The sequence below is a fragment of the Microcoleus sp. F4-D5 genome (assembly GCF_036704885.1).
Taxonomy (GTDB): Bacteria; Cyanobacteriota; Cyanobacteriia; order Cyanobacteriales; family Microcoleaceae; genus Microcoleus.
Genome location: NZ_JAUBSX010000058.1, coordinates 1 through 12353 on the forward strand (window position 1 = coordinate 1; position 12353 = coordinate 12353).

A 12353-nucleotide genomic window follows, 5' to 3' on the forward strand; every position below is an offset into this window, starting at 1 on the left:
TCGATGGTGGTGACATCAACGAGCAAGCCGATTGGATGAACCAAGAATCCTCGTGCCTTTATGCCGAGGAGTGTCAAATAAATTAGTCTGGCAGCACAGATCCAAAATTGCCAAACCTTCGTATACCACCAATAGGAGAAGGCTCAGCAACAGCGCAAAAGCGCGACAGGTTGACAGATTTCAACCTGTTGCTACAAAAGTAAAACCCGCGAATGCGGGTTATTTACCATTGATTTGTGCAAAAAATTCATTGCAATAAAGGTGCTAACTGTGAAGCTCACAAAAAAAATTCGCCGAACCATACTAGCTATTGAAGTAGCTCTAATTGCTCTATTAACTCCAGGGATAATTGTCGCTTCTGACCACGACGACGGCGAAGTAGATATCAAAGGTCGCGCTGTAAATTTAACTGACCTGTACGTATATCGCGAAAAAGACCAAAACTCCGGTGCTGCGGACGGGGATTTAGTATTTACCATGAATTCAAATCCCAGGTCTGTCGCCCGTTATCAATATTATTTCAGCACTACAGCCCTCTACCAATTTCACATCACGCAAGTAGGTGACGTGAATTCTACACCTACTGGACGCTCGGATATTATCTTGCGGTTTGCCTTCAGTCCGCCTAACAATCAAGGTATGCAAGCGGTAGCTGTAACTGTTGTTCGCGGTGGCTCGGAGACAACTACTAAGACTACAGTTAACGGCGGGCTAATTGCCACAACTCCGCTGAATTCTAATGCTGTTTTGAATACAGTACCTGTGGGCGGTTCTAACTTGACTGTATTTGCCGGGTTGCGGGAAGACCCGTTTTTCTTCGATGTGGAACAATTTTTCCGAGTTCGCGCCGCAGCTTTGGGAACTGGGCCGCGTACTGCTTTCAAACAACCGAATCAAGCGATCGACTTTACTAAAGGTTACAACGTCAATACAATTGCTGTCCGCGTTCCGAAAGCATTTTTGCAAGCTGGAAGTGGGGCGAATACTTTTGATGTTTGGTCAACTGTTTCTATCCGCGATGGAGCTGGCGGTTTCAAACAATTCGAGCGTTTGGCGAGACCTGCAATTAATGAGGGTTTGATAGTTACTCCCGCTTATCTGGAAGCATTCAATAATATTCCTCCGAGATTGGATTTGAGCGCTGCTGCTGCTCCCGTGCGGCAGGAAGCTGTTGCTACTCTGAATGCTGTGGATCTTTTGGACGGTCGGGATAATGTCGATCCAAATGCGATCGCTGGAGCTTTCTTACCCGATGTCATGCGGATCGATACCACAAAAACCAGCGGCTACGCTAGCGCTACAAATGCTCAAGGAAGTTTGATCGGAGGTCGTATGCTGATGGACGACGTTATTGATATCACTCTGGGAGCTTTGGTGGGCTCTCCGGTTAGCGATAACGTTTCTTATAACGGAACTCCGGGAAATCCGGCTCAGGGACACAAACCTTTAGAACCGACTTTTCCTTATTTGGCTTTGCCTAATTAGTCATTAGTCATTAGTCATTAGTCATTAGTCATTAGTCATTAGTTATTGATTATTGGCTAGTGACATATCGGAAATGCTTTTTTTAACCGCAGATGCAGGCGGATTAACGCAGATGAACGCGGATGTATGAAAACAAAAATAGGACAAGGAATAAAATCGGATATCTTCGGGTGGGGGCTGCTGATAGTAGTGCCTGTAGCTGGGATGGTAGTAGTAAATTTCTCTCCTAATTGGCGTTTTATTTCAGAAATTTTTTCTAACAAAAGTGCCGAAAATCTCGATATTAATTACCGATATCATTTCTCGGAAAGTTTGAGAAATAATCCCAATCAAAAGGAAGCAATTCAGCAAGAAATTGCTTTTTACCAGCAGCGATTGGCTGTTGATTCCCGCAGCGGTTTGAACCGGGCGGCGCTGGCGGGATCTTATTTAAAAATGGCTCGCGCTACTGGGGAGGGAGGTTGGTTTTTATTGGCAGAACAGGCGGCTCAAAGGTCGATCGCCGATTTGCCTTTTGACAACAAAGGTGCGCTTTTAGTTTTAGCTCGAATTGCTGAGGCAAGACACGATTTTGCTACTGCTTTGCGCTTTGCTAAACAGGTGGGTTTTGACAATGAAGAGGCGATCGCCCTGGAAGTTACATCTCACTTAGCAATGGGAAAAGTGAGCGAGGCAAATGCAGCGGCAGAAGCTTTAGTTAACCGGATTCCGAACTTGGGTTCTCTCACTTTGAGAGCTTTGGTGAGAGAGTCTCAGGGCCGAGATGCTGAGGTTTTGCAGGATTACCGCCAAGCAATGGCGGCGGAGGAACCGGGAGAGGTTGCGGGTTCGGCGCGGGCCCGATCGCTCTTGGGTCGATTTTACGCGCGTCGCGGGCAGTTTGTGCAGGCGAAAGCGCTGTTTTTGGAGGCGCTGCGGTTGGTGCCGCGATACCCGCTGGCGCTGATTTATTTGGCGGATTTGGAGACGCGCCAGGGCAATTATCGGGAGGCGGAAGGCTATTACAGGAAGGTTTCGGCGTATTCTGGCCCAGTTGCGACGGTGTTCGATCGCATTGTCGATCGCGGTATGGCGAGGGTGAAGGATTTGCAGGGAGATGCGATCGAATCCCGGCGACTTCGCGACAAAGCAGAAGCAGGGCTGCGCCAGGAACAGGTTTCTGGATCTGGCGGTTTTGGCCACCGCAGGGATTTGGCAAGTTTGCTGCTGGAAAAAGGTCGATCGCAGGATGTCGCGGAAGCGCTGGCGTTAATGCAGGAGGAGGTGAAAATTCGGCGGGATGCGGTGACGCTGGATACTTTGGCTTGGGCGCTTTCGAGTTCTGGGGAATGGCAAAAAGCCGATCGAGTCATGGCCGAAATAGTGCGATCGGGGATTCGGGATGCGGGGATATTTTACCGGGCTGGTGCGATCGCCCGGACTTTAGGTAAGGATGCTGAATCTCGCGCTTATTTTCAAAAGTCTAAGGAAATTGACCCGAGTTTTGACGATCGATCTCGCCAAGCATTGGGTTTGGGAAGTTATGAATTTTGAGATTAGCTAATAGCAGCCATTCGGCCAAGTTCGCCATTCCGTCAATCCGCCAGGGGTTTCAACCCCTGGCTAAAAGCTTAATTCCTCTTGCATAGGACTAAAAGATTTCACTAAAAAGTAGAAAATCTTTTAGTCGGTTTCAACCGACTTTCGCTTTCTCGACGGGGATTGAAATCCCCGGCGGGCTTGCGGGTAAGCGCGCCGTAAAAATCACAACAAAAACAAATAATTCATCCGAAAATCACTAAAAAAACAGGTATTTATGCAGTACAAACTTAACCGATTTTTAAAATTATTTATCCTATTTTTTCTGACATTTTTCTTATTACTAACAACCTCAACCCGACCAGTTTACTCGCACTGGTCAGACTTATCCGTAGCAGAAATAGTAGTCAACGATTTGCAAACCGAAATAACCTTAACTTTCCCAACAGGCTTAACAAACTTCGCCGACGACAATCGAGACAGCCAGCTACAACCTGCTGAAATTCGCAGCAACCAAACACAGCTAGAAAAGTTTTTCAGCCAACAAATTCGCATTACCAACAGCAGTAACATTCAAGGCTCCGTAGCAGTAAAACCGCTAGAAATATCAGCTAAAAGCGCCAGTGTTATCCAGCAGCCGAATACCCACAGTACCTTAATCTTAAACTACACCTGGCCCGCACCTTCTCAAAATACAACCCCCGGTTTACCTGACTCAATTTCCATCTCCAAACCCGAGAAATTGCGGATTAATTACAATCTGTTTTTGCCCGGAGTTCCGACAGCTAGCTGTCAAGCTACGATCGTGCAAGCGGGTGCTGTAAAAAGCTTTGTATTTACGCCGCAAAACCGCGACTTTTTGTTAGCAGGAAAGGAATCTATTTGGGATTCAGGTTGGAGTTTGCTGCTAGCAGTAGCGGGAGCATTTGCTTGGGGATGCGTGCACGCGATGTCGCCCGGACACGGCAAAACCATAGTCGGCGCTTATTTAGTGGGTTCGCGGGCTACTCCGATACACGCTTTATTTCTAGCAGCGACGACTACAATTACTCACACTGCCGGTGTGTTTGCGGTGGGCGGAATTACTTTGTTTGCTTCTAACTTAATTGACCAAGAAAAATTAGATCCTTGGCTGAGTTTAATCTCGGGTTTATTAGTAGCCTCGATCGGTCTTAACTTATTATTATCAAAAATTAAGACGAGGTTGGTAGTGAGGACTGAAGCTCTCAAAAAAATCAAAAGTAAAGTTTTTAATAAAAACTGGTTTCTCAGGAATAAAGTCGTTACTGCGGAATGTGAAGAACCAGTAAATCTTTTGAGTAGAGGAACTTGGGAGAGAGAATTTAAACCTGTAAAACCCGATATATCTCACCACTACCACCATCACGGAGACGGCCGGATTCACTCGCATTTGCCTCCAGGTGCTGACGGTTCTCCGATTACTTGGAAAAGCTTATTGGCGTTGGGGATTTCTGGCGGTTTGTTGCCTTGTCCTTCCGCTTTGGTGATGCTGTTGAGCGCGTCGGCTTTGGGCAATGTTGGTTTGGGAATGACGTTAGTGGTAGCGTTTAGTTTGGGATTGGCTTTAGTGCTGAGTGCGATCGGATTAATCTTAGTTTATGCAAAACGGAATTTTGATAAACTGCCCAAACAGATAACAGCAGTCAAATTTCTGCCTGCGATTAGTGCGATGTTTGTAATGTTTTTGGGGTTGGGAATTACCGGACAGGCGATGTTGAAAATATTGGCTGCAAATCAATGGGTAATTGGCAATGGATAAGCAGAAAATTAGGACTCTCATTCCTAACTGCAAACTTAGAAATAAGTCTGATTTTAGATACCCGATTTCTTGAAGAAGCCGGGTATCTGGGTATTGTGTTTTTTACCCGTTGCTCACTTATCAGGCCGCACTATGTTTATTAATAATTTTGGCTAAATCCGGTACTCCGTTTTCCACGTAAGTCTTAGCTGAGGGGCGGAGTTTGGCATAGGCGCCTTTAACCATTGATCTTGTGCTTTTCTCGACCCTTTTGTCACTTATCTGGAGCAATTCGTCTGCTACTTCACCTTTTCTTTGGGCTAGATATTCTACTGGGTTGCCATTGTTTTTCGCTTCAGTCCACATCGGATCGAGTGCGATCGAGATTTCTGGCAGAAGTTGATCTAGGACTTGGGCGCAATAGTCAGCCCGTATCCCCTTGACAGTAGAGTAGGCAGCTTTAAGAGCCAGACCACCCAATCCCGGCGCTGCTGCAACTTGTTGGTCTATCAACTTTACACAGTCATCAACAAAAGTTTCTCTGTGGTTTTCATTCAAGAGAATATCGCTAAGTCCCATTTTCACTTTCCTTGATTTAATAGTCAATGTGCTTATTAGCTTTAAGCTCAATCTGACATCATATATCTATTTTGAGCGTTTACTCAAGGTTTGCCAAGTTTTTTAAGGTTTGAATGTCTCTACGAGACAACCTAATGTTGAGATTTGTCTAGTATGTTATGGGAATTAATGTTCTATCTGCTACTAATTATTGGCCTGCGGTTTGTAGTAAGGGCTTGAGTCCTTATTAGGTGATATTAATGAGAAATTTAGTCCTCACTACAAACTGATGAGTTGTGAACGCTCACATAAAACATAGAACAGCTCGAAAAAAATATTATAGAGGCTCTGTCTAAGTCCGATCGCACTTGCACGTATTATATGGCACGTATCATTAGGATTAGACATTCGGCTTGATGCCCGCAGGTGTTGCAATGACGGGAACTTTTAGGGTTTGAGCGGGGCGATCGCTCGAGCGCAATACCAAATTTTTCGGTAATTTCGCGGAAGTGCTTAGTCCGGGAAATATTTGAAGCGATAAGGTTAAGCCGGCCGCTAATAATAGTTTTTCTAACATGGCACTGTCTCCCATACATATGCCCTAGGGCATAATTCCTCTTACACCTACAAGATATAAACATCCTCAGTCCCTTGGTGCGATCGCAGGGACATTGTTAAGTGACACGTATCACGCCTCAACGGGGGGTGATGGGGATAGGGGGTGAAGGGGATAGGGGGTAAAGGGAGAGGGAAGTGGGGGAGAGTGGGAAAATATTGGCTAGGACTTCTACCGTCAACATCCCGATCGATCCCGTACACAGTTTCAGTGCCGAACTTCCCTCCAAATCGATAATTGTCCCAGAGAAAGAAGCCGTTGAGTCTCTCTCAAAGGTAGAATTAGCCCGTAGAAGTTATTTGACACAGCGGAGGTACCGACAATATGCTTGCATACTTTTTGGCGTTGGCAGTCGGTCTGGGCAGCTTCAGTATTTACATGGCGGCATTCTTTTTTCCAGAAGTTCACCGCAAAAGTGATTTTACCTGGAGCGGTGTAGGACTTTTTTATGCGTTAATTTTATGGGTTTGTGCGGGACGGATTACCGGTGCTCTGCTGCTTGGTCAAATGGCGGGCGTGGCTATGTTGGGCTGGTTTGCTTGGGAAACTCTGACTTTGCGCAGACAGGTGACGCCCGTTGCTGAGCAAACGCCGATTCCTCAGTCGGTGAATTTGCCGGGGGCTGCGGGCGGGCCGTTAGCGGGCTTGTTTGGCAAGAAAAAAGAGCCCGCAGCGAAAAAACCTAAGTTTGTTCGATCGCCCAAACCGAAAACTGATGCGGTTCCAGCACCCGCTGCGGATAAGGGCGAGGTCAAGCTAGAGGAAAAGCCGGCGACTTCCCCAATAGCTGAAATTGCCGAAAGTTCGACGATCGAGCCGACCGCCGAAAGTGCGATCGCCCCTGACTTGAAAATTCCCGACAGCAGCGCACCAGCAATTGCAGAAATACCCGTCTTTTCGGTCGAAACTCCTGTTGCTGAGACTTCACCAACCCCAGCAGAATTAGCCAGCAACTTCACTCCTCTACCCCTACCTCTAGAATTTTCAGAAATTCCAGCAGCAGCAACTGTGGAGCCAACAGAGGCTCAACCAGAAGCAAAACAGCAGCCAGAAGACGATGATTTTGAGGAGATGTGGAGGGCGATGGCTAAAGAGTCGCAGTCTGCTGCGAGTTCGGCAGCCCCAACGGCGACACCAACGCCAGCCTCTGAGGCAAACTCAACTTCTGCCAAAACAGCTAAAAAATCCGGCGGTTTCGGAAGTCTGTTCGGCAATATCAAAAATAGTCTAGGCGGTATGTTGGGACGGGGTGCGGGTAAAAACAAGTCTGATGCAACTCCCCAGACAGCACCAACACCTTCAGCCACTCCAGAATCGATCGCACCTGAATCTAAAATAACGGCAACTCCTGCACCGGATCTCGACCAGATTCTCGAATCCGAATTAGCCGAGGCCGCTGCGGAAGTTGCAGCCGAAAGCAGCAGCACTGCTGTTGAAACCAGCCAAGGAGTGCCGTTTCCCACCGATGTTGAAACAATGGCCGAGTTGATGGCCGCAGAAACCGCGAGTTCTGACACAATAGGGGAAACTCCAATTTTAGACGGAGCCTCCGCTGAAACTCAGACAGCGCCGCTGGCTCAAGAAACGCCGGAGGTCCGGGTGGGTGAACCGGAAGCAGCAGCAGCAGGCGCAACGGAAGCAGAAGCCCCTCCTGTATCTCTAGAAATGACTGTGGTGGAAGTGGCAGAGCCCGTAGAGATACAAGTACCGGGAGAACCTGGGTTGAGCGTGCAGGTGGAAACGGTTTCAGTATCAGCGATCTCGATCGTCGAATCCACAGATACAAAACCATCTTCTGAGGGAGAACAACCGGAATTGATTCGCCCGAATCCCCCCATTTCGGAGGTAGCAGACACTGCTCGAGCAGCCGAAGAATCCAAGTCTGAGAAGGTATCCGGCGAAGATAAGCCGTTATCTTGAGGAAGAAAGCAAAAGGTAGAAACCAGAATTTTTTTGATTCTGCTTTCTGCCTTCTGCCTTCTGCCTTCTGCCTTATTTCTTTTTCCTTATTCCTTTTTCCTTAATATTATGAAAGCAATTATGGTCGTGGGAACAACATCTCACGCAGGGAAATCTTTAGTAGTGGCAGCGTTGTGTCGAATCTTTTCTCGGAGAGGCTGGCGCGTAACTCCGTTTAAAGGTCAGAATATGGCACTGAATTCCTATGTCACAGCGGCCGGCGGAGAGATTGGTTACGCTCAAGCAGTGCAAGCTTGGGCCGCAGGCGTCGCACCTTGGGTAGAAATGAATCCGATTTTGCTCAAGCCCCAAGGAGACATGACTTCTCAATTGATTGTCAAGGGCAGGGCGATCGCCAATGTGCGAGCATCTCAATATTACGAGCAGTATTTCGATATCGGCTGGCAAGCTATTCGGGACTCTTTAGAATTTCTCCGCCAAGAATTTGACATGATTGTGTGTGAGGGAGCCGGTAGTCCTGCTGAGATCAATCTCAAACACCGCGATTTAACAAATATGCGGGTAGCTAAATATTTAAAGGCTCGAACTTTGCTAGTAGTTGATATCGATCGCGGCGGTGCTTTTGCTCACATTATCGGTACTTTGGAATTGCTCGATCCAGACGAACGGGCTTTAATTAAAGGATTCATTATTAATAAGTTCCGAGGGCAAAAATCCATATTAGATCCGGGCCTGACTTGGCTGGAAGAAAGGACGGGAATCCCGGTAGTTGGGGTGATTCCTTGGATAGACGAAGTGTTTCCCTCAGAAGATTCTCTCGATTTGCTCGATCGGCGTTCTCCCAATTCTCAAACCGACATCAATATTTCGGTTATCCGCCTGCCCCGAATTTCTAATTTTACCGACTTTGACCCCCTGGAGTCGGAAACTACTGTCACAGTCAAATATGTCAGCCCAAAAGACCATTTAGGCCATCCAGACGCCGTGATTTTACCAGGGTCTAAAACTACAATTTCTGATTTGCACGTGCTGCGCCAAACAGGTATGGCAAAATCTATTCAAAATTACTTAGTAGCTGGCGGTACAGTCATGGGGATTTGCGGCGGCTTTCAGATGCTGGGAGAAAGTATCAGCGATAAAGAAGGCCTTGAGGGAGAAAAAGGAGAATTTCCAGGATTAGGATTGCTACCTTTGAAAACTGCGATCGCACCGAACAAAATAGCTCGCCAACGAATCGTAACATCTAACTATCCTCAACCGGGTTTGCCAGTTTCCGGTTACGAAATTCATCAAGGAAAAACGCAAATCCTAGAGTCAGATTTGACTGAACCGTTATTTGACGATGGGAGTTTAGGCATTGTCAACACTTCTCAATCAATTTGGGGTACATACCTGCACGGCATCTTTGACAACGGAGCTTGGCGGCGAGCTTGGTTAAATCACTTGCGGCAGCAGCGGGGACTCCGCGCACTGCCTACAGGTATTTCTAATTACCGAGAACACCGAGAAGCTTTGTTAGACTCTCTAGCAGATACAGTGGAAAAGCATTTAGATATCAAGCATATTTTAGGTTAATTAGTTAACAGTTGACTGTTGACTGTTAACTGTTAACTATTGTTTGTTAGAGTTGAGGTTAAAATTGAATGACAAAAGTTTGTTTTTTACCTGATAACGTGACAGTTGAAGCTGAACCAGGAGAGCTTTTGCTTGATGTAGCCAAACGTGCAGGGGTTTCTATTCCTACCGGCTGCCTCATGGGTTCTTGTCACGCTTGCGAAATAGAAATTGACGGCGGAGATACGATTTGTGCTTGTATTTCCGGCGTCCCTTCCGGGAAAAAGCAAGTGACAATTAATCTCTATGTTGACCCGACTTGGTAATTTGTCAGTTGTCAGTTGGCAGTTAGTTGTTGGTTGTTGGCATTAGTCATTAGTTAACAGTCAACAGTCAATCGATTTTAGATTTTAGATTTTAGATTTTAGATTGTTATCAGTCAACAATCAACAGTCAACAGTCAACAGTCAATCGATTTGAGATTGTTATCAGTCAACAATCAACACAACAATCAACAGTCAACAGTCAACAGTCAATCGATTTGAGATTTTAGATTGTTATCAGTCAACAGTCAGCAGTCAACAGTCAACTGACTAATTTTTTTGCCATTCTTGCTGTTTCTTGCGAGCAGATTGCAGCCATTTTTGGGATTCGGGATAAACAGTTGTCCCGGGTTTGACGGATTCTAATTGATTGATAATTTGTTGCAACTGACCCAGAGAGTTACCGGGATTTTGATTCGGAGAATTCACATCATTTTGCAAGTTGGCAAACAAGCTTTTAGCTGCTTGTAAAGCTGTAGCCGAATCTTTTTCTGCTGCCAGTCTCATCTGGGCAATTCCTAAGTTTTTCTGATATTCAGCAAGTTTGGTTTGAGCGTCGAGATAGCCGGGGTTATCGACTGGAATCAATTTCAGTCTGTTAATAGCTTCTTGCCACAATTCTGCTATTTGTTCCCACTGTGCGGCTGGATGCGGCGGTTTTTGGGAGGCGACGGCGGCGGAGAGAGCAAATTCTTTAGCAGCTTCAATTAAGTTGTCAGCCTGCACAGAACCGGTGGCGACGCCGCCCATTGCTTGAAAGTCTCTTTCTGCTGCTTTGAGTGTTTTCTTAGCCGTTTCTCCCGCGAGGGTTTCGGCGGGAATTTGATTGAGTTGATCGATCGCACTTTGCCAATTTACCGTCGCTTTTTGTCTATCTGCAGCGGTTTTGGCTTGCTGATACTGCTGTTTCGCCGCCTTTAGCGTTTGTTCTACTTGATTTAACTGAGTAAAAGCATTTTTTTGCTGGAAAATTTGAGCCTCCATCCGCCCGACATTTTTGCGGGCGGCTTGAAATTCATCGAGTGTAAACTGCCAACTGCAGCTAAAAAAAGAGCAGTACCTTTTTGGGTAATAGCCGAGGAACCACACAGGCAAGGCGTCGAGGTGTTTTTGAGCCTCTTTTGCTTTGGTTTCGCCCAAGTCAAAATCAGCGACAGCAGTGGCTTTATTGATGAGTTGATCGGATTGTTCCACAAGGGCGATCGCCTGCCGGTAATTGTGATCCATACTCATAAAACTCGGCAGCAACAATATCGGCATTGTTTTCGCCACGGGCCAGCGAATCATGGGAAAAGGTAGGTTAATCAGCCAAATTATCCCCGCAGCACTTCCCAACAAACTCCCAGCAAAGATGATTTTACTGAACAATCCGGGCGGGCGGTTGGCTTTGACGGCAGCTTTGAGCACTTGTTCGCTGAAGTTGGGAAATTCGTCTTTGAAGGTATCGCGGATTTCATCTCTTGAGGCGAAAGTCCCCTTTTGCGATCGCAACTTCTCCAACCGCTTGATGACCATCCGTCGGTAGACTTCACCTCCTAGACTATCAGCCGCCGCGCACTTGTCAATTTCTGCCCGCAAAATTTCAAAAGCTCGATCGGTAAGACGCGCCATAAAACTCACCTATTCCCTTTTAATTACTTTACAGGTTGCCGGCCACAAAAATTGTTAAAATATATAAAGTTTATATCAAATAATCCGAATTAAGTTCATGCCCACTGCTTTAATCACCGGTGCTTCTGGCGGAATTGGTGCAGCCTTTGCCGCCGAATTAGCCAAACGCCAGCACAATCTAATCTTGGTAGCTCGTTCCGAAGACAAATTGCAACAGCTAGCTGCTAAACTGCAACAACAATTCAATATTTTGGTCGAAATTATCGTTCAAGATTTGAGCGCACCGGGCGCTGGAACTGCTGTATTTGATACGGTTGTTAAAAAAGGTTGGACGGTAGATTTGTTGGTGAATAATGCGGGTTTTGGCGATTACGGTGTTTTTGCCGATCGCCCGCTTGCGAAACAACTAACAATGGTGCAACTAAATATTGTAGCATTAGTTGAACTCTCGCACTTATTTTTGCAGGGAATGCGGCAGCGAAAAGCAGGAAGTATCATCAATGTTGCCTCCATCGCAGCTTTTCAACCGATGCCGTACTTATCAATTTACGCAGCAAGTAAAGCCTTTGTCCTGAGTTTCAGCGAGGCGCTTTGGGCGGAAAACAAAGATTTAGGAATTCGCGTTTTGTGCCTGTGTCCAGGGCCGACAGAATCGGACTTTTTTGCAGTAGCTGAATTCCCGAAAGCTTTGGCATCCAGCAGCGGGCAAAAACTCGTTCCAGCAGCGGAAGTAGTGCGAGATGCTTTGAAAGCTTTAGAAAAAAATGAGTCTAATGTTGTGACAGGGGGAATTCCCAATCAAATCATCGTAAATATGCCTAGATTGATGCCGCGAGAAGTTTTGGTGAAGTCGGTAGAAAAGCTGTTTCGGGCGAAAGACGAATAATCGCGATCGTTGACAATATAAATAAACCCGCCCCCACCCAAGGACAAACATTCGATCGCCCAAAACCCAACTTTTCCCAAAACAATCAAACATCCCGATCGTGTAGGGGCGGGTTTTACCAAC

General features: G+C 46.4%; 10 protein-coding genes. 7 read left to right on the forward strand and 3 right to left on the reverse strand.

The window, feature by feature from the left end:
• Positions 1-270: 270 nt before the first annotated feature.
• From QUA80_RS23260 to QUA80_RS23270, 3 genes are all read left to right on the forward strand, one after another.
• Positions 271-1485 carry a DUF4331 domain-containing protein gene (locus QUA80_RS23260; protein ID WP_333427389.1) on the forward strand — a complete coding sequence of 405 codons (1215 nt, stop codon included), beginning with the start codon at positions 271-273 and terminating at the stop codon, positions 1483-1485.
• Between the two features lie 126 nt (positions 1486-1611).
• Positions 1612-3018, forward strand: coding sequence for a tetratricopeptide repeat protein (locus tag QUA80_RS23265; RefSeq protein WP_333427390.1), 1407 nt, complete (start codon positions 1612-1614; stop codon positions 3016-3018).
• 262 nt (positions 3019-3280) lie between these two features.
• A complete protein-coding gene (locus tag QUA80_RS23270) occupies positions 3281-4783 on the forward strand; it encodes a HoxN/HupN/NixA family nickel/cobalt transporter (RefSeq protein WP_333427391.1) in 1503 nt (500 codons plus the stop codon).
• A gap of 120 nt (positions 4784-4903) precedes the next feature.
• On the opposite strand, the gene QUA80_RS23275 is transcribed toward QUA80_RS23270, so the two are convergent.
• Both QUA80_RS23275 and QUA80_RS23280 read right to left on the reverse strand, forming a co-directional pair.
• Positions 4904-5341 carry a DUF6918 family protein gene (locus tag QUA80_RS23275; protein ID WP_333427392.1) on the reverse strand — a complete coding sequence of 146 codons (438 nt, stop codon included), beginning with the start codon at positions 5339-5341 and terminating at the stop codon, positions 4904-4906.
• A gap of 379 nt (positions 5342-5720) precedes the next feature.
• Positions 5721-5897: a hypothetical protein gene (locus QUA80_RS23280; protein ID WP_333427393.1), complete on the reverse strand. Its 177-nt coding sequence runs from the start codon at positions 5895-5897 to the stop codon at positions 5721-5723.
• 363 nt (positions 5898-6260) lie between these two features.
• Between QUA80_RS23280 and QUA80_RS23285 the strand changes: the two genes are divergently transcribed.
• The 3 genes from QUA80_RS23285 to QUA80_RS23295 all read left to right on the forward strand — a co-directional run bounded on the left by QUA80_RS23285 (position 6261) and on the right by QUA80_RS23295 (position 9736).
• Positions 6261-7856, forward strand: coding sequence for a Ycf66 family protein (locus QUA80_RS23285; protein ID WP_333427394.1), 1596 nt, complete (start codon positions 6261-6263; stop codon positions 7854-7856).
• Between the two features lie 108 nt (positions 7857-7964).
• Positions 7965-9431 carry a cobyric acid synthase CobQ gene (gene cobQ, locus QUA80_RS23290; protein WP_333427395.1) on the forward strand — a complete coding sequence of 489 codons (1467 nt, stop codon included), beginning with the start codon at positions 7965-7967 and terminating at the stop codon, positions 9429-9431.
• Positions 9432-9499: 68 nt separating this feature from the next.
• Complete coding sequence (locus tag QUA80_RS23295) at positions 9500-9736, forward strand: 2Fe-2S iron-sulfur cluster binding domain-containing protein (RefSeq protein WP_333427396.1); 237 nt, start codon at positions 9500-9502, stop codon at positions 9734-9736.
• Between the two features lie 267 nt (positions 9737-10003).
• Here the strand turns inward: QUA80_RS23295 and QUA80_RS23300 are convergent, their stop codons facing one another.
• Positions 10004-11344 (reverse strand): hypothetical protein, encoded by a 1341-nt coding sequence (locus tag QUA80_RS23300; protein WP_333427397.1) that lies wholly within the window; start codon positions 11342-11344, stop codon positions 10004-10006.
• Between the two features lie 97 nt (positions 11345-11441).
• On the opposite strand from QUA80_RS23300, the gene QUA80_RS23305 reads away from it, so the two are divergent.
• Positions 11442-12230: an SDR family oxidoreductase gene (locus QUA80_RS23305; protein WP_333427398.1), complete on the forward strand. Its 789-nt coding sequence runs from the start codon at positions 11442-11444 to the stop codon at positions 12228-12230.
• The last annotated feature ends 123 nt before the right edge of the window (positions 12231-12353 follow it).

Bases quoted from the DNA above. Each gene is read 5' to 3' on its own strand.
- QUA80_RS23285 (WP_333427394.1), top strand. From the start codon at position 6,261: ATGCTTGCATACTTTTTGGCGTTGGCAGTCGGTCTGGGCAGCTTCAGT.
- QUA80_RS23305 (WP_333427398.1), top strand. From the start codon at position 11,442: ATGCCCACTGCTTTAATCACCGGTGCTTCTGGCGGAATTGGTGCAGCC.
- QUA80_RS23270 (WP_333427391.1), top strand. From the start codon at position 3,281: ATGCAGTACAAACTTAACCGATTTTTAAAATTATTTATCCTATTTTTT.
- QUA80_RS23295 (WP_333427396.1), top strand. From the start codon at position 9,500: ATGACAAAAGTTTGTTTTTTACCTGATAACGTGACAGTTGAAGCTGAA.
- QUA80_RS23280 (WP_333427393.1), bottom strand. From the start codon at position 5,897: ATGTTAGAAAAACTATTATTAGCGGCCGGCTTAACCTTATCGCTTCAA.
- QUA80_RS23275 (WP_333427392.1), bottom strand. From the start codon at position 5,341: ATGGGACTTAGCGATATTCTCTTGAATGAAAACCACAGAGAAACTTTT.
- QUA80_RS23300 (WP_333427397.1), bottom strand. From the start codon at position 11,344: ATGGCGCGTCTTACCGATCGAGCTTTTGAAATTTTGCGGGCAGAAATT.
- QUA80_RS23265 (WP_333427390.1), top strand. From the start codon at position 1,612: ATGAAAACAAAAATAGGACAAGGAATAAAATCGGATATCTTCGGGTGG.
- cobQ (WP_333427395.1), top strand. From the start codon at position 7,965: ATGAAAGCAATTATGGTCGTGGGAACAACATCTCACGCAGGGAAATCT.